Origin of the sequence: Pseudomonas sp. LS_2, from assembly GCF_042709235.1 — a bacterium.
In the GTDB taxonomy this organism is placed as follows: domain Bacteria; phylum Pseudomonadota; class Gammaproteobacteria; order Pseudomonadales; family Pseudomonadaceae; genus Aquipseudomonas.
Map to the genome: position 1 here is coordinate 184,933 of NZ_JAVAYC010000008.1, position 18,991 is coordinate 203,923.

Here is an 18,991-nt window from a genome sequence, read left to right on the forward strand (position 1 = left end):
GGTGTGGCGCCACGAACTGCCCCGCGAGGCGGGATGAGGCGGGATTCAGGCCTGTTGGGCAGACAGCTGGTCCGCCAGGCGCACGAATGCTGCCAGGTCCAGTTGCTCAGGCCGCAGGCTGCCGTCAACACCGGCCGCCTCGATGGCTTGGCTGTCCAGCAGGCCCTTGAGGGTATTGCGCAGGGTCTTGCGGCGCTGGTTGAACGCTTCGCGTACCACGCGTTCGAGCTGGCGCGGGTCCTTGGCTGGGTGTGGCAAGGTTTCATGGGGGACCAGGCGCACGATCGCCGAGTCGACCTTTGGTGGCGGGTTGAAGGCACCAGGGCCGACGTTGAACAGGTGTTCTACCCGGCAGTGGTACTGCACCATGATCGACAGGCGGCCCCAGTCTCCGCCGCCAGGGCCGGCCGCCAGGCGCTCGACCACTTCCTTCTGCAGCATGAAGTGCATGTCGCGGATCAGCCCGGCGTGCTCGAGCAGGTGAAAGATCAGCGGGGTGGAGATGTTGTAGGGCAGGTTGCCGACCACCTTGAGGCTGCGTGCCGGAACGCCGAGCTGGTTGAAGTCGAACTTCAGGGCATCGCCTTGGTGCAGGCGGAAGTTGTCGCGGCCTGCGAACTTGTGCTGGAGGATCGGCACCAGGTCTTTGTCCAGCTCGACCACGTCCAGCTGTGCACCGCTGCCCAGCAGGCCTTCGGTCAGCGCGCCCTGGCCCGGCCCGATTTCCAGCAGGTGCTCGCCAGGCTTGGCATTGATGGCGCGAAGGATGCGGTCGATGACGCCTGCGTCGTGCAGGAAATTCTGACCGAAGCGCTTGCGCGCCCGGTGTTGGTATTGCTCGTTCATGGTCGGTTCTCGGCCATCTGGTAGGCGGTTTCCAGGGCCACGCGCAGGCTGCCGGTGTCGACCCGGCCGCTGCCGGCAAGGTCCAGGGCCGTGCCGTGGTCAACCGAGGTACGGATGATTGGCAGGCCGAGGGTGACGTTGACGGCGGCGCCGAAGCCTTTGTACTTGAGTACGGGCAGGCCTTGGTCATGGTACATCGCCAGCACTGCATCGCAGTGCTCCAGGTATTTAGGGGTAAACAGGGTATCGGCGGGCAAAGGGCCGCGCAGGTCCATGCCTTCGTTGCGCAAGCGCGCCAAGGCGGGCTCGATGATGTCGATTTCTTCGCGGCCCAGGTGCCCGCCTTCTCCTGCGTGGGGATTGAGGCCGCACACCAGGATGCGTGGCTGGGCGATGCCGAACTTGTCGCGCAGGTCGGCATGCAGGATGCGCGTGACTCGCTCCAGGCGCTCGCCGGTAATGGCGTCGGCAATGTCGCGTAGTGGCAGGTGCGTGGTCACCAGGGCCACGCGCAGGCCGTGGGTTGCCAGCATCATCACCACTTGCGAGGTATGGGTCAGGTCGGCGAGGAACTCGGTATGCCCGGAAAAGGCGATGCCGCTTTCGTTGATCACGCCTTTGTGTACAGGGGCGGTAATCATGCCGGCGAAGTCGCCGTCGAGGCAGCCTTGGCCCGCGCGTGTCAGGGTGTTGAGGACAAACGCGGCGTTGGCCGGATTCAGGGTACCCGCCTCGACATTGGCCGCCAGCGGCGTATCCCACACATACAGGCAGCCCGCTGCCGCAGGCAGGTCAGGCCATGTATCAGGGGTGACGGGCAGCAAAGTGACCGACAGCCCCAGCTGCGCGGCCCGCTCAGCGAGCAGGTCACGGCTGGTGATGGCGATCAGGGGGTGGGGCTGGGGCTGCTCGGCGAGCAGCAGGCACAGGTCGGGGCCTATGCCGGCCGGCTCGCCGGGAGTGACGGCGAAGCGCAGGGGTTTCACTGGGCGGCCTGGTCGGCGCCAGGCAGCTTGATTTCAACGTAGGCTTCGTCGCGAATCTGGCGCAGCCAGGTCTGCAGCTCTTCGTCGTACTTGCGGTTGCGCAGTGTGCTCAGTGCCTGCTGCTCACGCGCTTGCTCGGTGCTGTCGGTCGCGCGGCGGCCGAGTACTTCGAGCACGTGCCAACCGTACTGGGTCTTGAACGGCCGGGTGACTACGCCTTGCTGGGCATTGGCCATCTGGTCGCGGAACTCAGGCACCAGGCTTTCGGGGTCGATCCAGTTCAGGTCGCCGCCGTTGAGTGCGGACCCCGGGTCTTCCGAGAAGCTCTTCGCCAGGGTGGCGAAGTCTTCGCCGTTCTGGATGCGGTCGTACAGGCGTTCGGCCAGTTGCTCGGTGGCTGCTTCGCTGCGGATTTCGCTGGGCTTGATCAGGATGTGGCGCACGTGCACTTCGTCACGCAGCACACTGTTCTCGCCGCCGCGTTTTTCCTGGACCTTGAGAATGATAAAGCCGTTGGGAATACGGATAGGCTGGGTGATGTCGCCGATCGCCATGCTGCTCAGCATCCGGGCGAAGTCTGGCGGCAGCTGGCCTGCACTGCGCCAGCCCATCTCACCGCCTTCAAGGGCGTTTTCGCTGGCCGAGCGGGCGATGGCCAGTTGAGCGAAGTCGGCACCCTGGCGCAATTGCTGGTAGACATCGCCAGCCTGGCGGGCTGCAGCCTGGATCGCGTCGGAGCTGGCGCTTTCCGGGGTAGGGATCAGGATATTGGCCAGGCGATATTCTTCCGACATCTGCATCTTGCCCAGGTCGGAATTGAGGAAGTTCTTCACTTCCTGTTCGGACACCTGGATGCGTTCGGCTACGCGACGCTGGCGTACGCGGCTGATGATCATCTCGCGTTTGACCTGCTCGCGCGCATCGTCGAACGACAGGCCATCGTGGGCCAAGGCTGCGCGGAACTGCTCCAGCGACATGCCGTTGCGCTGGGCAATGGTGCCGATGGCCTGGTTCAGCTCTTCGTCGGTGATGCGGATGCCCGAGCGCTCGCCGATCTGCAGTTGCAGGTTCTCGACGATCAGACGCTCAAGTACCTGCTGCTGCAGTGCGCCGGTCGGCGGCACGCCACCGCCACGTTTGGCGATGGTCTGCTGCACTTCGTGAACGCGCTGGTCCAGTTGGCTTTGCATGACGACGTCGTTGTCGACGATGGCCACGACGCGGTCCAGGGGCTGCACCGCGGCATGTACCGCGCCGCTCAGCAATACGGCGCCCAGCATCACTGGGCGCAGACGATCAATTAGCTTGCTCTTCACGTGTACGGTAACCTTGAATGCCTTTGTCGAGGAACGATTCGACCTTGCTGCCCACCACGCCGCCGAGGCCCTTGAGGACGACCTGCAGGAAGACGCCATGGTCGCCTTTCTCGTTCGCGGGAATGGCTTGGCTGAAGTCGTCGTAGTCGATCCAGTAGCGGTTGATCAGGCGTATTTTCCAGCAGCAACTGTCGTACTCGAAACCACCATAGGCTTCCAGGGTGCGGTTTCGATTGTAGTCGTGCTGCCAGCGCCCGATTGCGCTCCATTGCGGCACGATCGGCCAGATGACCGAGAAGTCGTGCTGCTGGATCTTGTAGTAGTCCTTGATGTAGTTCGGGTCACCCGGCGTGCCGTAGTCACCACTACCTACTTTCCAAGTGCCGGTAAGCGAGTCGTAGGTAATCAGGTCGTTACGATAGCGGTAGCCAAGGTTTACCACCTTGTTAGGGTTGTCCTCAGGCTGGTAGTGGAACATCGCGCTGCCCGAGCGGGTGCTGCGGCTGTCCGGGTCCCAGTTGAAGTCCGAGTTGAAGCGCCAGTCGCGGTTGAAGTTGTACTCGTACTCCAGGGCGTAGGGTGATACATCAGCTTGGGAATCTTGGCGGGTGCGGTAGTCGATGCCAGGTAGTTGCACTTTGCGATCGTTGAAGTAATAGGCTTGGCCAATACTGAAGCGCTGCCGCTCAAAGCCATTCTCTTCGATCCAGCGAGTGGTCACACCCAGCGATATCTTGTTCTCGTCGCCGATACGATCTGTGCCGACAAATCGGTTGTCGCGGAACAACGAGCTGTAGCTGAATGTATTTTCGGCCGAGTCGAATACCGGAATGCTCGTTTGATCCTCGTTCGGGACATAGAGGTAGAACAGTCGCGGTTCGAGGGTCTGGTTGTAGTTAGTGCCGAACAGCTGGGTCTGGCGGTCGAAGTAAAGGCCGCTGTCAACACTGAATACCGGGATGTCTCGACTCAGCGAGCTGTGGTAGCTGCCATAACCGGGGCTGCCTGCTTGTGCAATCGCTTGGGCTTTGCCTTGGCTGTCTAGATCAAGATCGTAGTTGGTGTAAACGTACTTGAGCTTGGGCTTGATGTAACCGTAGCTTGCAACCAGTGGCAGGCTAATGGCCGGAGCAAGGTTCAGGCGAGTGCCGTTGACTCGCGCAATACCCGTGATGTTTTCATCCAAGCGACGGCCTGGAATCCCCAGACTGTTGTCTGGCAGGCCATCCTCGTTAAGCACGAAGTCGTCTTTCAGGTCGCGCTCGAAACGAACCGCCTCGGTTTCATAGGTAAAATCGAAGCCGCTTGGATGGTATGGCAGCATACCGTTGAGCGTGATTTGCGGCAGGCGGTCGTAAGGCGTGATTTGCGAGATGGTTGCCAGCTCATAGGCGTGCACGTTCAGCCGTGCCTGGTAGCTGTCGCCGCGATAGGTCAAGGCACCGCGCTGATTGACAAAGTCTCTGCTTTCGACACCAATTTGATCTGTTTCAAGATCTTGGAAGTAGAACGGGTCGCTGATATCGGTGTAATCCACCTCAGCCATTAAACGATCATCCAGCCCACCCTTGTGCTGCCAGTTGACCATCCAGCGTTCTTTCTTGTAGTCGGTCTGCTTCTCGCGGTCGTTGTCCTCGTCATTGAGGTACGCACCGCCGAGCTGGCCTTCGCTGGACTTGGTCAGGTAGCGGAATTCGCCTTCCATGAGCAAGCCGCGCTTGGCCATGTAGCGCGGGTACAAGGTGGCGTCGTAGTTAGGCGCCAGGTTGAAGTAGTACGGCGTAACCAGCATGAAGCCGGTGTCGCTGCTGCTGCTGAACGACGGTGGCAGGAAGCCGGACTGGCGACGGTCGTCGATCGGGAAGTAGATATACGGTGTGTAGAACACCGGGAAATCCTTGACCCGCAGGGTGACGTTGGTACCGGTACCGAAGCCGGTGGCCGGGTTCAGGGTAATGTTGTTGCCCTTGAGCTGCCACGCGTTGCTGCCCGGCTCACAGGTGGTATAGGTACCGTCCTTGAGGCGGATGATGGCGTTTTCCGCGCGCTTGGCGTACAGCGCGTTGCCGCGGATGTTCGACTTGTGCATCACGTATTCGGCGTTCTCGACCTGGGCTTCGCCGGTGTCGAGCTGGATCTGCGCCTCGTCGCCCACCACCAGGGTGCCGTTGTCGCGGATCTTGACGTTGCCCTTGAGCTCGCCGCGGTTCTCGGTCTGGTAGAGGTTGGCCTCGTCGGCCTCGACCTGCATGCTGCCCTGGCGCATGACCACGTCACCGGCGAGGGTTGCGATCTGCTGCTCCTGCTGGTACTTGGAGACCTTGGCGTTGATGTAGGTTGGCGACTCGTCCTTGGGCGTCGTGTCGTTCATGCCCGGACGGATCGGCTCGATGTAGGCGCCAGCGCAGTACGGGCCGGTCTCGGCAAGCTGCGCAGGCGTGAGCTGGTCACGTGGGACCCAGTCCAGGTGGCTGTAGTCTTCGCTACGCGACTTCAGGCCGCGACCTTTGCTCTCGGTGACCAGCACCGGCTTGGCTTCCTGCTCGCCAGAGGCCTCGGCGGCCTGCTCCGACGTGCCGGCGCTGAGCGCGGCACCGGCATGCACCGGGCGTGGCGGCAGGTTCTGTGCTGCCGTCTTGGGCTTGCAGTCCCAACCACCAGAGGCGGAAACTTGGCAATCGAACTGCTCGGCCGCCACCACGAAGGGTGCGGTCAGAGGTTGCAGGGCCAGAAGGCCGCCAGTCACCAGCAATGGAAACTTTCTACGAAACGCGGGGGATTTCAATGCCATCTTATTAGTCCGGGCTTCCTGCGTGCCATCTGCCCGCGTGTGGGGCCGCACGCCTCTCGATGGTCTGAAAAAGATGCTGGATAATAAAGCATGACCCGCTTGACGGCTAGGGCCGTCGGAGAACCCTTGCAATGCCCGATCACGATCCACGCCTGCAACAACTGACTGTCTGGCTCGATGAGCAGCTTGACCTTCTTTTCCAAGGCAACGGCTGGGGCAGCGTACCCAGCGGTAGCCTGACCGCCGCCAGCAGCGATGCGAGCTTTCGCCGCTATTTCCGTTGGGAAGGTGCAGGCCACAGTTTCGTGGTCATGGATGCGCCCCCACCCCAGGAAAATTGCCGGCCTTTCGTCGACATCGACCATCTGCTGACCAGCGCAAAGGTGAATGTACCCGTCATCCACGCGCAGGACCTGGAGCGCGGCTTCCTTTTGCTGAGTGACCTGGGCCGGCAGACATATCTGGATATCATTACCCCCGATAACGCCGACGCGCTGTTCGCCGATGCCATCGACGCCCTGCTGGCCTTCCAGCGCTTGGCGATGGACGCCCCCTTGCCAAGCTACGATGTGGCCCTGCTGCGCCGCGAGCTTGAACTGTTCCCGGAGTGGTATGTCGGTCGCGAACTGGGCCTGACCTTCGATGAGCGCCAGCAACAGGTCTGGCAAAGGGTCAGCCACTTGCTGATCGACAGCGCCCTGGCCCAGCCCAAGGTGCTGGTACACCGCGACTACATGCCGCGCAACCTCATGCGCAGCGAGCCCAACCCTGGGGTACTGGACTTCCAGGATGCGGTCTACGGCCCGGTCACCTATGACATCACCTGTCTGTTCAAGGATGCCTTCCTCAGCTGGCCCCAGGCCCGCGTCGAGGGCTGGCTACGTGTTTACTGGCAGAAGGCCCGCGCCGTCGGCATTCCTGTGCAGGAAGACTTCGACGTCTTCCAGCGCGCCAGCGACCTGATGGGTGTACAGCGCCATCTCAAGGTGATCGGCATCTTCGCGCGCATCTGCCACCGCGATGGCAAGCCGCGTTACCTCGCCGATGTGCCGCGCTTCTTTGCCTATATAGATGAAGTGATCGCGCGTCGCCCGGAACTGGCAGAGCTGGGCCAACTGATTGCCAGCCTCAAGGGCGGGGCGAAATAAATGAAGGCGATGATCCTGGCGGCGGGCAAGGGCGAGCGCATGCGTCCACTGACCTTGCATACCCCGAAACCCCTGGTGAAGTTGGCTGGCCAGCCGCTGATCGAATATCACCTGAACGCCCTGGCGCGGGCGGGCTTCACCGAGGTGGTGATCAACCACGCCTGGCTGGGCCAACAGATCGAGGAACACCTGGGCGATGGCAGCCGTTTCGGCCTGGCGATCCATTACTCGCCGGAGGGCGAGCCTCTGGAAACCGGTGGCGGAATCTTCAAGGCCCTGCCGCTGCTGGGCAACGCGCCATTCCTGCTGGTCAATGGCGATATCTGGAGCGACTTCGAGTTCGCCGGCTTGCGCCGACCCTTGCAAGGCCTGGCCCATCTGGTGCTGGTTGACAACCCGGAGCACCACGACCGAGGTGATTTCCGCCTGGATGGCGGGCAGGTTGCCGATGGCGACGACGCCCCCGGCACCTTGACCTTCAGCGGTATCTCGGTAATCGACCCCGCCCTGTTCGACGGCTGCCAGCCTGGGGCCTTCAAATTGGCGCCGCTGCTGCGCCAGGCGATGGCCAGTGGCAAGGTCAGTGGCGAGCACCATCGCGGGCATTGGGTGGATGTCGGTACCCTCGAGCGCCTGGCCGAGGCCGAGCGTTTGATTGGCGAGCGCCCCTGATATGTGGTGGCCGAGCACGTTGCTGGGTGCCGGGGCCGGTTTCATGGTGGCCAGCATTCCCGGCGCCTTGCTGGGGGCATTGCTGGGCCAGGCCATGGACCGCCGCCTGCGTCTGCAAGGATGGGACGATGTGCGTGAGCGCCTGGGTGGGCGCCCGGCGCTGCGCGACGAAGAGCTGCTGTTCGTGTTGCTCGGGCGCCTGGCCAAGAGCGACGGAAGAGTGCTGGAGGGGCATATCTACCAGGCGCGCCAGGAAATGTCCCGCCTGGACATGACCGAACCCGCACGTCTGCGGGCGATCGCCGCCTTCAACCGCGGCAAGGCCGGCAAGGACCGACTGGGCCGCTACTTGCAACGCATGAGGGGCCAACCCCACGCTGCCGAAGGTGCGCTGCGTGCGTGCTGGCGCATGGTCTGGGCCGATGGCAAGGCGGGGCGCCAGGAGCGTGAGCTGCTGCTCGACTGGGGCCAGCGCCTGGGCCTGAGCCTTGCCCAGGTACAAGCGCTGTCACAGGAGTACGAACCAAGCCGTGCTGCGCTGGAGGGAAGTGTGATGACCTACGCCACCGCCTTGCGTGTGCTGGGCGTCGAAGCCGACACCGAAGCCGGCCACGTCAAGCAGGCCTACCGCCGACTGGTCAGTCGACACCATCCGGACAAGCTGGCCGGCACGGGCGCCAGCGACGCCATGGTACGCCAGGCCACCGAGCGCACCCGCGAGCTGCACCAGGCTTATGCCCTGGTGCGCAAGCGGCGGGGGCTGTAGCTTACTCCTGAGGCTTCAACCAGCCACGCACACGGCGGAACAGTTGCTCCTGTTCCGCCGTTTTATTGCCTGGCATGGCAATCAGCGACAACTGCCGGTACTGGCTGTCCTTCTGTCGCTTGCTGGCCTGCAGGCGCAGCTCGGCGGCCTGGCGGTCCTGGGCGCGGGTGACGTAGTAGATATCCGCAGTCGGCACTTTCAGGGTTGGCGTCAGGCTTTCCAGGTCGTGCTCCACGCGCGCAGGTGTCTGCGCTGCGATCATCACCAGTTTTTGCACCAGGGGCGGCTGCTTTTCGCTGAGGTAGCGTGCGGCCCAGTAGGCGCCGCTGCCATGGCCGACTAACACGATACTGTGGGCGTTCTGTCGTTGGGCGTGGGTCACCGCCGCATCGAGGCGGGCGAAGATACGCTCGGCATCGGCCTGGTCGTTCTGGTCGTTGGCCTGTACCGCGTCGGTGCCTTGTGCAACGTCCGGGTCGCCCGCAGTCGCCTGGGCGACGTTGGCGTTGGCATCGTCCGGGGTATCTTTGGCCGGTGCCGTTTCGCCCGCACCTTTCGCCGGGTCGGGCTGTGCGGTCGGGGCGGCTTCGACGCGCGCCTGCGGGCTATCGGCCAGCAGGTCGGGGAGGGTAATGCTCAGGCTGTGCCAGCCACTGTCCGGAAACTTGCGCCGCAGCGGGCCGATCGCATTGGGCCAGTCGGCGTTTTCTCCGGCGCCTGGCACCAGGATCACGGCGCCTTTGGGGTCGGGTTCGTTGGCGGGTTTCCACAAGGCCAGGAAGGTATCCGGGCCGGCTTGCAAGCTCAGTTGCTCGGCCTTGGGCACCAGGCGCTCCAGGGCTTGGGCGTCCTCCTGGCTGCGTTCGGCCAGGGGGGGACGGGGTGCGCTGGCGGCAGCCGCGTCGCTGGCGGGTTTCTCGGGGTCGGCAGCGTGCGCCGCCAGTGGTAGGGTCGCGGCCAAACAGAACATGGCCAGCGTCGTGCGATAAAGTGTGAACATGGATCAACCCAAGGCCAGAATGATACCGGCAGCCTAATAGTATTTGTCCGTGACGGCCACGTAGTGGCGGTCTTTGCCAAGACGAGTGTGTCGATGAAGCGAGTGCGTTGCCTGTTGGTTATCGGCTGGTTGTGGCTGCCCTTGATCGCCTTGGCCAAGCCCGAGGGGCCGCCGCCTGTGGCGTTGGAGGCCTCGCAGCAAGAGTGGCTGGACAGCCACCGCAGCCTGCGGGTGGGGCTGGTGCTGCAAGCGCCCTATGCGCAGTTCGACCGGCGCCTGCAGCAATTGTATGGGGCGAATGTCGAGCTGGTGGGGTGGTTGGCGCGAGCGCTCGGGCTGGACCTGACCTGGCGCAACTTCGGCGACCAGGCTGCGCTGGAGCACGCCCTGCAAGCGGGTGAGGTCGACTTTGCGCCGGGCCTCACTCAGACCCCGGCCAGCCTGCGCCTATGGCTGTTCAGCGACCCCTACATGCGCGTTCCGCAGTTGGTGGTCGGCCCGCGCAGCGGAGCGTTGGCGGTCGACCTCGAACGACTGGGGGCCAGCGATCGGGTGGCGGTGCGCATGCCCAGCGTCCTGGCCGATTACCTGCGCGGCAACTACAGCAACCTCAACTTGCAAGGCGTACCCAGCGAGCGCGAGGCCTTGCAACTGGTGGTGGGCGGCCAGGCGAGCTATGCGGTGCTGGACGAAGCGCAGCTGAGTCGGCTTTCACGCGAGAGCGAGTTCGGCGAACTGGCGGTGGTCGGCGACATCGGCCTGCCACAGTTGTTGCGCATTGGCTCGCGCAAGGACTGGCCGCTGTTGGCCGATGTGCTCGAACGTGGCCTGCAGGCCATGCCGGCCAAGGAGCTGGAGCAATTGCACCAGCGCTGGCTGCAACCCAAGTACCCGCGCCTGAGCGAGTCGCCGGGCTTCTGGCAGAACCTTGCCCTGTTGTTCGGTCTGTTGCTGGTGTGTGCGTTGTTGGCCCTGAGCATGCAGCGCCGCCAACAGCGCCGCCTGGAGCGCAGCCTGCTGGCTGCCCGCGAAAGCCTGGCAGAACGCCAGGCCCGCGAAGAAGCCTTGCGCCTGAGCCAGTTCTCCCTCGACCAGAGCACCGTGGGCATCTTCTGGGTGCACTGGGACAGCCACGTGCGCTATGCCAACCATGCCGCCGAGCGCATGCTGGGGTTTGGCGAGGGCGAGTTGTTGGAGCGGCCGCTGATCGACATCGAGCCCAACCTGCACATGGACCGCTGGCTCGAGCTGTGGAAGCGTGCCAGGGCCGGCGAAGGCGGTACGGAACCCTTCGAAACCCTTTGCCGCTGCGCCGACGGGAGCTTGCTTCCGGTGGAGCTGTCGCTGAGCTTCGTGCGTTTTCGCGATGCCGAGTACCTGGTGCTGTTCCTCACCGACATCACCGAACGCCTCCGTGCCCTGGCGGCCTTGCGCGAGAGCGAGGCGCGCCTGAAGGGCATCGCTGGCAACGTACCGGGGCTGGTGTTCCGCCTGGAGCGCGACCCCAGCGAAGGTGGCCTGGAGTTCCCCTACATCAGCGAAGGCAGCGAGGCGCTGGTGGGCTACTCGCCTGGCGAAATCCAGCACCCGGACATGGGCCTGCGCAACCTGGTGCACCCCGACGACCGGGCCGACTACCACCGCGTGCAGGACCTGGCCCTGGCCAGCGACCAGGATTGGTCCTGGCAAGGGCGCATCGTCACGCGCCAAGGCGAGCAGCGCTGGGCCGACATCAAGGCCAGTACCCGGCGCCTGGGCGATGGGCGGATGGTCTGGGACGGGGTGGTCTGGGACATCACTCAAGGCAAGCGCGCCGAGCTCGAGTTGGCGCGCTCCCAGGAGCAGCTGCGTGAGCTGTCAGCGCACCTGGAGAGCGTGCGCGAGGAGGAAAAAGCCCGCATTGCCCGTGAAGTGCACGACGAACTGGGGCAGATGCTCACCGTGCTCAAGCTGGAGGTGTCGATGTGCGAGCTGGCCTTCGCCGAGCTTGACCCGGGCCTGAACGAGCGCCTGTCGAGCATGAAGCGCCTGATCGCGCAATTGTTCCAGCTGGTGCGCGATGTCGCCACCGCCCTGCGCCCGCCGATTCTCGACGCGGGCATCGCCTCGGCCATCGAATGGCAAGCCCGTCGCTTCGAGGCGCGCACGCAGATACCCTGCCTGGTGCAGGTGCCGGATAATCTGCCAGCATTGAGCGAGGCCAAGGCTACCGGGTTGTTCCGTATCCTCCAGGAGGCGCTGACCAACGTGATGCGCCATGCCCAGGCGCACACTGTGCAGATCGAGCTGGCCCTCGAAGGAAACCGGCTGCGCCTGACGGTGATCGATGATGGTGCCGGTTTCAGCCCCGAGCAGGCCCGCCCGAGCTCCTTCGGCCTGGTGGGCATGCGCGAGCGGGCGTTGATGCTTGGTGGCAGCGTAACCTTGGACAGCGAGCCAGGCGAGGGCACCAGCCTGAGCGTGACCATTCCTTTGAAGCAGGAGATTGAGCGTGATTCGAGTGCTGGTGGCTGAAGACCACACCATCGTCCGCGAAGGCATCAAGCAGTTGATCGGCCTGGCCAAGGACATGCAGGTGGCGGGCGAGGCCGGCAATGGCGAGCAGTTGCTCGACACGTTGCGCCACACGCCCTGCGAGGTGGTGCTGCTGGACATCTCGATGCCGGGGGTGAACGGCCTGGAGGCGATCCCGCGGATTCGCGCCCTGACCAGCCCGCCGGCGATCCTGGTGCTGTCGATGCACGACGAGGCGCAGATGGCCGCTCGGGCGCTAAAGGCCGGCGCCGCTGGGTACGCCACCAAGGACAGCGACCCGGCGCTGCTGCTTACCGCCATTCGCCGGGTGGCCGGGGGCGGGCGCTACATCGACCCGGCGCTGGCCGACCGCATGGTCTTCGAGGTCGGCCTGACCGAGACCCGACCGCTGCACACGCTGCTATCGGAACGCGAATTCTCGGTCTTCGAACGCCTGGCCCAGGGCGCCAACGTCAATGACATCGCCCAGCAGTTGGCGCTGTCGAGCAAGACCATCAGCACCCACAAGGCGCGGCTGATGCAGAAGCTCAAGGTCAACTCGCTGGCGGAGCTGGTGAAGTACGCCATGGAACACAAGCTGGTGTGACTGTTCTGGTTGCGACAGCTGCATGCCATCGCTCTCTGTAGAAGCGGGCTTGCCCGCGACCAGGCCATGCCGGCTAATCGCGGTATCCGCGCTGGCGTATTCGCGGACAAGCCCGCTCAGGTTCTGCGCCAGCTTCAGGCGAACATCCCAATCCCGCCATCCTTGTAGGGCAATCCCTACAAACAATCTTCCATCTGGATGATGGCATTCTCTCAGCACCCCCGATTTTCGGGTTCTCGCGGTTTTCCTACTCTTTGCCTACGCAGTCATTCCAACAAGAAGGTGCAGGCATGAGCGAGGTGAATTCGAACGCTGCCAGCGAAACGCTGGTCAGTTTTCGTGGCGTGCAAAAGAGCTACGACGGCGAATCGCTGATCGTCAAGGATCTGAACCTGGACATCCGCAAGGGTGAGTTCCTCACCCTGCTCGGCCCGTCCGGCTCCGGCAAGACCACCAGCCTGATGATGCTGGCTGGCTTCGAGACCCCCACCGCTGGCGAGATCCAGCTGGGCGGGCGCTCGATCAACAACGTGCCGCCGCACAAGCGCGACATTGGCATGGTGTTTCAGAACTACGCGCTGTTCCCGCACATGACCGTGGCCGAGAACCTGGCCTTCCCCCTGACCGTGCGCAACCTCAGCAAGACCGACATCAGCGAGCGGGTCAAGCGCGTGCTGAACATGGTCCAGCTCGACGCCTTCGCCAAGCGCTACCCCGGCCAGTTGTCCGGTGGTCAGCAGCAGCGCGTGGCCCTGGCTCGCGCACTGGTTTTCGAGCCGCAGCTGGTGCTGATGGACGAGCCGCTCGGCGCGCTGGACAAGCAACTGCGCGAACACATGCAGATGGAGATCAAGCACATCCACCAGCGCCTGGGTGTGACCGTGGTGTACGTGACCCATGACCAGGGCGAGGCGTTGACCATGTCCGACCGCGTGGCGGTGTTCCACCAGGGTGAGATCCAGCAGATCGCCGACCCCCGTACGCTCTATGAAGCGCCGTGCAACACCTTTGTCGCCAACTTCATCGGCGAGAACAACCGCCTCAACGGCACCTTGTTGTCGCAAAACGGCGAGCGCTGCCTGGTGCAACTGGCACGGGGCGAGAAAGTCGAGGCGCTGGCGGTGAATGTCGGCCAGGCCGGAGAACCCGTGACCTTGTCCATCCGCCCTGAACGCGTGCGCCTCAATGGCCACAGCGAACATTGCGTAAACCGTTTCTCCGGCCGCGTGGCCGAGTTCATCTACCTGGGCGACCACGTACGTGTGCGCCTGGAGGTTTGCGGCAAGGCCGACTTCTTCGTGAAGCAGCCGATTGCCGAGCTCGACCCGGCCCTGGCCGTGGGTGATGTGGTACCGCTTGGCTGGGAGGTGGAGCACGCTCGCGCGCTCGATCCGATTGCTCAAGCCCATTGATGGTGTGCTTCACCAACCCTGTACTGTGGAGAGAATAATAATGCGCAAGCAGTTGAAACTGACCGCCCTGGCACTGGGGCTGTTCGCGGCAGGCCAGGCCATGGCTGCGGACCTCACCGTGGTGTCGTTCGGCGGTGCCAACAAGGCGGCCCAGGTCAAGGCGTTCTATGAGCCTTGGGAAAAGGCCGGCAAGGGCAAGATCATCGCTGGGGAATACAACGGCGAAATGGCCAAGGTGAAAGCCATGGTCGATACCAAGAGCGTATCGTGGGACCTGGTGGAGGTGGAGTCGCCAGAGCTGGAGCGTGGTTGCCAGGAGGGCATGTTCGAGGAACTCGACCCTGCGCCGTTCGGCAACCAGGCCGATTATGTACCCGGTGCGATCCAGGGCTGTGGCGTGGGCTTCTTCGTGTGGTCCACGGTGCTGGCCTACAACGCCGACAAGCTCCAGACCGCGCCTACCAGCTGGGCCGATTTCTGGGACACCAAGAAATTCCCCGGCAAGCGCGGCCTGCGCAAGGGCGCCAAGTACACCTTGGAATTCGCCCTGATGGCCGACGGCGTGGAACCCAAGAAAGTCTACGAGGTGCTGAGCACCAAAGCTGGTGTAGACCGCGCCTTCAAGAAGCTCGACGAGCTCAAGCCGAGCATCCAGTGGTGGGAAGCCGGCGCCCAGCCTCCGCAGTACCTGGCCTCGGGTGACGTGGTCATGAGCTCGGCCTACAACGGTCGTATCGCTGCGGTGCAGAAGGACAGCAACCTGAAGGTGGTGTGGAACGGCGGGATCTATGACTTCGACGCCTGGGCCATTCCGAAGGGTGCGAAGAACGTTGAAGAGGCGAAGAAGTTCATCGCCTATACCGTGCAACCGGCGCAGCAGAAGACCTACTCCGAGAACATCGCCTACGGCCCGGCCAACGCCAAGGCCATCGAACTGCTGTCGGACGAGGTGAAGAAGGACATGCCGACCACGCCTGAGAACATTGCCAACCAGGTGCAGATCGACGTGGCCTTCTGGGCCGACAACAGCGAGCAGCTGGAGCAACGCTTCAACGCCTGGGCGGCGAAGAAGTAACGCGCCTCAAAGGAGCGCCGGGGCTTAGCCGGCGCTCCCTCGTTTTCTGTGTTTTTCGGAGTTCGCCATGGCCATTGCAGTGCCCCTGAATGAAGGCGCAGGTCCAAGTCTCAAGCAGCGCCTCAAGCGCGCCGAACGGGTCAACCGCTGGAAGGCCCAGGCATTGATCGCGCCGCTGGCGCTGTTCCTGCTGCTGGTGTTCCTCGTGCCGATCGCAGCGCTTCTGTACAAGAGCGTCGAAAACCCCGAGGTGGTCGCGGGCTTGCCGCGTACCGTCGAGGCGGTCTCGCAGTGGGACGGTAAGAGCCTGCCCGGCGAGGCGGTGTACAAGGCCCTCAGCGAGGATTTGGCCGAATCGCGCAAGAACCAGACCCTGGGCGAGCTATCCAAGCGCCTGAACATGGAACTGGCCGGCTACCGCAGCCTGCTGTCCAAGACAGCACGCGCATTGCCGTTCAAGACCGAACCGGCTTCCTATAAAGAAGCCCTGCAAACCCTCGACGAGCGCTGGGGTGACCCGGCTTACTGGCAGGCGATTCGCCGTAACACCAGCGAGGTGACCCCGTTCTACCTGCTGGCTTCGCTGGATCATCGCATCGATGACCTGGGTGAGCTGGCCAAGACCACACCGGACCAGGCCATCTACCTGGACATCTTCGCCCGTACCTTGTGGATGGGCGTGGTGATCACGGCAATCTGCCTGCTGTTGGCCTACCCACTGGCGTACCTGCTGGCCAACCTGCCGACCCGGCAGAGCAACCTGCTGATGATCCTGGTGCTGTTGCCGTTCTGGACCTCGATCCTGGTGCGGGTGGCGGCGTGGATCGTGCTGCTGCAATCGGGCGGGCTGATCAACAGCGCACTGATTGCCATCGGCATCATCGATGAGCCGCTGGAGTTGGTGTTCAACCGCACCGGTGTGTACATCTCCATGGTCCACATCCTGCTGCCGTTCATGATCCTGCCGCTGTACAGCGTGATGAAGGGCATCTCGCCCAGCTACATGCGTGCGGCGATTTCCCTGGGCTGCCATCCTTTCGCCAGTTTCTGGCGGGTGTATTTCCCACAGACCTATGCCGGCGTTGGCGCTGGTTGCCTACTGGTGTTCATCCTGGCCATCGGCTACTACATCACCCCGGCGTTGCTCGGCAGCCCGAACGACCAGATGGTCAGCTACTTCGTCGCGTTCTACACCAACACCAGCATCAACTGGGGCATGGCCACCGCACTGGGCGGACTGTTGCTGCTGGCGACCGTGCTGCTGTACCTGATCTATAGCTGGCTGGTCGGCGCCAGCCGCCTGCGCCTGAGCTGAGGAGCCTTGTCATGCTGAGCCCTTACATGTCGCCCGTGGAGCGGGTCTGGTTCTACAGCCTGCGTATTCTCTGCGGTTTGATCCTGCTGTTCCTGGTGCTGCCGGTGTTGGTGATCGTGCCGCTATCGTTCAACAGCGGCAGCTTCCTGGTGTACCCGCTGCAAGGCTTCTCGCTGCAGTGGTACCAGGACTTCTTCGCCTCGGCCGAATGGATGCGCGCCCTGAAGAACAGCATCATCGTCGCCCCGGCGGCCACGGTGCTGGCCATGGTGTTCGGTACCCTGGCGGCAATTGGCCTGACCCGTGGGGATTTCCCCGGCAAGTCGTTGGTGATGGCCTTGGTGATTTCACCGATGGTCGTTCCTGTGGTGATCATCGGCGTCGCCAGCTACCTGTTCTTCGCTCCGCTGGGCATGGGCAACAGCTTCATTTCGTTGATCCTGGTGCATGCGGTGCTGGGCGTACCGTTCGTCATCATTACGGTGTCGGCCACCTTGCAGGGGTTCAACTACAACCTGGTGCGCGCGGCGGCCAGCCTCGGTGCTTCTCCGTTGATGGCCTTCCGCCGGGTGACCTTGCCGCTGATCGCCCCTGGTGTGATCTCCGGCGCGCTGTTCGCCTTCGCCACCTCGTTCGATGAAGTGGTGGTGACGCTGTTCCTCGCCGGCCCCGAGCAGGCGACCCTGCCACGGCAGATGTTCAGCGGTATTCGAGAGAACCTGAGCCCGACCATTGCTGCTGCCGCCACCTTGCTGATTGTGTTCTCGGTGGTGCTTCTGCTGACCCTTGAGTGGTTGCGCGGGCGTAGCGAGAAGCTGCGGACCCAGCAGCCTGACTGAACGCACCGATCCTTTCGCGGCGAACCGCCGCGAAAGGATCGGTACCGGCAGAGCACGTTCAGGCACCCTGCGCCGCTCTTTGATACCAATCAGCCCCGATCTACCCGCCTGGGGTACAATGCGCGCCACCGTGATTCTGCCAACAGGTGCGCCATGCAGCCCTACGCTATTGCCCCCTCGATTCTCTCTGCCGATTTCGCCCGCCTGGGCGAGGATGTCGACAAGGTGCTCGCCGCTGGCGCCGACATCGTCCACTTCGATGTGATGGACAACCACTACGTGCCCAACCTGACCATCGGCCCGATGGTCTGCACTGCCCTGCGCAAGTACGGCGTGACCGCGCCTATCGACGTGCACCTGATGGTCAGCCCGGTCGACCGCATCATCGGCGACTTCATCGAGGCCGGCGCCACCTACATCACCTTCCACCCGGAAGCCTCCCAGCACATCGACCGTTCGCTGCAACTGATCAAGGACGGCGGCTGCAAGGCCGGCCTGGTGTTCAACCCTGCCACCAGTCTGGATGCCCTCAAGTACGTGATGGACAAGGTCGACATGGTCCTGCTGATGAGCGTCAACCCAGGCTTTGGCGGGCAGAAGTTCATCCCCGGCACCCTCGACAAGCTGCGCGAGGCCCGCGCACTGATCGATGCCAGTGGTCGTGATATCCGCCTGGAGATCGACGGCGGCGTCAACGTCAACAACATCCGCGAGATAGCCGCTGCAGGCGCCGATACCTTCGTGGCCGGTTCGGCGATCTTCAACGCTCCCGACTACCAGGAAGTCATCGCCAAGATGCGCGCCGAGCTGGCCCAGGCTCGCCCATGAGCGGCTTCGAGCAGCTGTTCCCCGGGACGCTGCCCAGGCTGGTGATGTTCGATCTGGATGGCACCCTGATCGACTCTGTCCCCGACTTGGCCGCCGCGGTCGACCGCATGCTGCTCGAACTCGGACGCCCCGCCGCAGGCCTGGAGGCCGTGCGCCACTGGGTCGGCAACGGTGCCCAGGTGCTGGTGCGCCGGGCCCTGGCCGGCGACATCGAGCACGACCAGGTCGATGACGAACTGGCCGAGCGCGCGCTGGAGCTGTTCATGGACGCGTACGCCGACAGCCACGAGCTCACCGTGGTCTACCCCGGTGTGCGCGACACCCTGCGCTGGCTACGCAAGCAGGGTGTGGAAATGGCGCTGATCACCAACAAGCCCGAGCGCTTCGTCGGCCCGCTGCTGGACCAGATGAAAATCGGTCGCTATTTCCGCTGGATCGTCGGCGGCGATACCCTGCCACAGAAAAAGCCCGACCCTGCGGCGTTGCTGTTCGTGATGAAAATGGCCGGCGTGACGCCCGAGCAGGCGCTGTTTGTCGGCGACTCGCGCAGCGACGTACTGGCGGCGCAAGCGGCGGGGGTGAAGTGCGTGGGGCTGAGCTATGGCTACAACCATGGGCGACCGATCCACGAGGAATCGCCCAGCCTGGTACTCGACGACCTGCGCCTGCTGTTGCCCGGTTGCGTCGTCACCGACACTGGGATAACGTTGGCGCACCTTCAAGCCTCACAAAGCAGAGAGCCCGCTGTGGTGGTTACCGGCAAATTCTGGATGAAAGTCATCAAGGCCCTGGCCCGCTGGCGCTGGCGCGCCTGACTTCCGCTTGCCGGCCCCTTGCCGGCCCGTCCGCTTGCCCACCCCATTGCTGCTTGCCACG

The 18,991-nt window shown here is 63.6% G+C and carries 16 protein-coding genes; 11 read left to right on the forward strand and 5 right to left on the reverse strand.

Annotation, left to right across the window (positions count from 1 at the left end; genetic code table 11):
• Positions 1-45 precede the first annotated feature (45 nt).
• Genes rsmA through RAC97_RS10160 form a run of 4 tightly spaced genes read right to left on the reverse strand, consistent with a single transcriptional unit; the run spans position 46 to position 5,939 of the window.
• Complete coding sequence (rsmA, locus tag RAC97_RS10145; protein WP_375099600.1) at positions 46-846, reverse strand: 16S rRNA (adenine(1518)-N(6)/adenine(1519)-N(6))-dimethyltransferase RsmA; 801 nt, start codon at positions 844-846, stop codon at positions 46-48.
• On the reverse strand, positions 843-1,832 hold the full coding sequence (gene pdxA, locus RAC97_RS10150; RefSeq protein ID WP_375099601.1) for a 4-hydroxythreonine-4-phosphate dehydrogenase PdxA: 990 nt from the start codon (positions 1,830-1,832) through the stop codon (positions 843-845). Before pdxA ends, rsmA begins: the two co-directional genes overlap by 4 nt.
• Positions 1,829-3,148, reverse strand: coding sequence for a peptidylprolyl isomerase (locus tag RAC97_RS10155; protein WP_375099602.1), 1,320 nt, complete (start codon positions 3,146-3,148; stop codon positions 1,829-1,831). Before RAC97_RS10155 ends, pdxA begins: the two co-directional genes overlap by 4 nt.
• Entirely contained in the window at positions 3,129-5,939 is a 2,811-nt protein-coding gene (locus RAC97_RS10160) for an LPS-assembly protein LptD (RefSeq protein ID WP_375099603.1), read from the reverse strand. The genes RAC97_RS10155 and RAC97_RS10160 overlap by 20 nt, the downstream gene beginning before the upstream one ends.
• Positions 5,940-6,070: 131 nt before the next feature.
• Here RAC97_RS10160 and RAC97_RS10165 point away from each other — a divergent pair, with 131 nt between their 5' ends.
• The 3 genes from RAC97_RS10165 to RAC97_RS10175 are packed head-to-tail and all read left to right on the forward strand — an operon-like array spanning position 6,071 to position 8,525.
• Positions 6,071-7,087 (forward strand): aminoglycoside phosphotransferase family protein, encoded by a 1,017-nt coding sequence (locus tag RAC97_RS10165; RefSeq protein WP_375099604.1) that lies wholly within the window; start codon positions 6,071-6,073, stop codon positions 7,085-7,087.
• Positions 7,088-7,759, forward strand: coding sequence for an N-acetylmuramate alpha-1-phosphate uridylyltransferase MurU (gene murU, locus RAC97_RS10170; protein ID WP_375099605.1), 672 nt, complete (start codon positions 7,088-7,090; stop codon positions 7,757-7,759).
• Between the two features lies 1 nt (position 7,760).
• Complete coding sequence (locus RAC97_RS10175) at positions 7,761-8,525, forward strand: TerB family tellurite resistance protein (RefSeq protein WP_375099635.1); 765 nt, start codon at positions 7,761-7,763, stop codon at positions 8,523-8,525.
• A gap of 1 nt (position 8,526) precedes the next feature.
• On the opposite strand, the gene RAC97_RS10180 is transcribed toward RAC97_RS10175, so the two are convergent.
• On the reverse strand, positions 8,527-9,525 hold the full coding sequence (locus tag RAC97_RS10180; protein ID WP_375099607.1) for an alpha/beta hydrolase family protein: 999 nt from the start codon (positions 9,523-9,525) through the stop codon (positions 8,527-8,529).
• Between the two features lie 93 nt (positions 9,526-9,618).
• Here RAC97_RS10180 and RAC97_RS10185 point away from each other — a divergent pair, with 93 nt between their 5' ends.
• From RAC97_RS10185 to RAC97_RS10220, 8 genes are all read left to right on the forward strand, one after another.
• Positions 9,619-12,039 carry a PAS domain S-box protein gene (locus RAC97_RS10185; protein WP_375099609.1) on the forward strand — a complete coding sequence of 807 codons (2,421 nt, stop codon included), beginning with the start codon at positions 9,619-9,621 and terminating at the stop codon, positions 12,037-12,039.
• Positions 12,017-12,646, forward strand: coding sequence for a response regulator (locus RAC97_RS10190; protein ID WP_375099610.1), 630 nt, complete (start codon positions 12,017-12,019; stop codon positions 12,644-12,646). Before RAC97_RS10185 ends, RAC97_RS10190 begins: the two co-directional genes overlap by 23 nt.
• Before the next feature lie 290 nt (positions 12,647-12,936).
• Complete coding sequence (locus RAC97_RS10195; protein ID WP_375099611.1) at positions 12,937-14,058, forward strand: ABC transporter ATP-binding protein; 1,122 nt, start codon at positions 12,937-12,939, stop codon at positions 14,056-14,058.
• A 40-nt stretch (positions 14,059-14,098) separates the two neighbouring features.
• The gene (locus RAC97_RS10200) at positions 14,099-15,133 is read left to right on the forward strand and encodes an ABC transporter substrate-binding protein (RefSeq protein ID WP_375099612.1); all 1,035 of its coding nucleotides are present in this window, start codon (positions 14,099-14,101) and stop codon (positions 15,131-15,133) included.
• 67 nt (positions 15,134-15,200) lie between these two features.
• The gene (locus RAC97_RS10205; protein ID WP_375099613.1) at positions 15,201-16,448 is read left to right on the forward strand and encodes an ABC transporter permease; all 1,248 of its coding nucleotides are present in this window, start codon (positions 15,201-15,203) and stop codon (positions 16,446-16,448) included.
• A gap of 11 nt (positions 16,449-16,459) precedes the next feature.
• On the forward strand, positions 16,460-17,287 hold the full coding sequence (locus RAC97_RS10210; RefSeq protein ID WP_375099614.1) for an ABC transporter permease: 828 nt from the start codon (positions 16,460-16,462) through the stop codon (positions 17,285-17,287).
• Between the two features lie 153 nt (positions 17,288-17,440).
• Positions 17,441-18,115: a ribulose-phosphate 3-epimerase gene (rpe, locus tag RAC97_RS10215; RefSeq protein ID WP_027917448.1), complete on the forward strand. Its 675-nt coding sequence runs from the start codon at positions 17,441-17,443 to the stop codon at positions 18,113-18,115.
• Entirely contained in the window at positions 18,112-18,930 is an 819-nt protein-coding gene (locus RAC97_RS10220) for a phosphoglycolate phosphatase (protein ID WP_375099615.1), read from the forward strand. Before rpe ends, RAC97_RS10220 begins: the two co-directional genes overlap by 4 nt.
• Positions 18,931-18,991: the final 61 nt, after the last annotated feature.

Excerpts from the sequence above, each read along its gene's own strand:
- rsmA (WP_375099600.1), bottom strand. The coding sequence starts at position 846 with ATGAACGAGCAATACCAACACCGGGCGCGCAAGCGCTTCGGTCAGAAT.
- RAC97_RS10160 (WP_375099603.1), bottom strand. The coding sequence starts at position 5,939 with ATGGCATTGAAATCCCCCGCGTTTCGTAGAAAGTTTCCATTGCTGGTG.
- RAC97_RS10165 (WP_375099604.1), top strand. The coding sequence starts at position 6,071 with ATGCCCGATCACGATCCACGCCTGCAACAACTGACTGTCTGGCTCGAT.
- murU (WP_375099605.1), top strand. The coding sequence starts at position 7,088 with ATGAAGGCGATGATCCTGGCGGCGGGCAAGGGCGAGCGCATGCGTCCA.
- RAC97_RS10175 (WP_375099635.1), top strand. The coding sequence starts at position 7,761 with ATGTGGTGGCCGAGCACGTTGCTGGGTGCCGGGGCCGGTTTCATGGTG.
- RAC97_RS10180 (WP_375099607.1), bottom strand. The coding sequence starts at position 9,525 with ATGTTCACACTTTATCGCACGACGCTGGCCATGTTCTGTTTGGCCGCG.
- RAC97_RS10185 (WP_375099609.1), top strand. The coding sequence starts at position 9,619 with ATGAAGCGAGTGCGTTGCCTGTTGGTTATCGGCTGGTTGTGGCTGCCC.
- RAC97_RS10195 (WP_375099611.1), top strand. The coding sequence starts at position 12,937 with ATGAGCGAGGTGAATTCGAACGCTGCCAGCGAAACGCTGGTCAGTTTT.
- RAC97_RS10200 (WP_375099612.1), top strand. The coding sequence starts at position 14,099 with ATGCGCAAGCAGTTGAAACTGACCGCCCTGGCACTGGGGCTGTTCGCG.
- RAC97_RS10205 (WP_375099613.1), top strand. The coding sequence starts at position 15,201 with ATGGCCATTGCAGTGCCCCTGAATGAAGGCGCAGGTCCAAGTCTCAAG.
- RAC97_RS10210 (WP_375099614.1), top strand. The coding sequence starts at position 16,460 with ATGCTGAGCCCTTACATGTCGCCCGTGGAGCGGGTCTGGTTCTACAGC.
- rpe (WP_027917448.1), top strand. The coding sequence starts at position 17,441 with ATGCAGCCCTACGCTATTGCCCCCTCGATTCTCTCTGCCGATTTCGCC.
- RAC97_RS10220 (WP_375099615.1), top strand. The coding sequence starts at position 18,112 with ATGAGCGGCTTCGAGCAGCTGTTCCCCGGGACGCTGCCCAGGCTGGTG.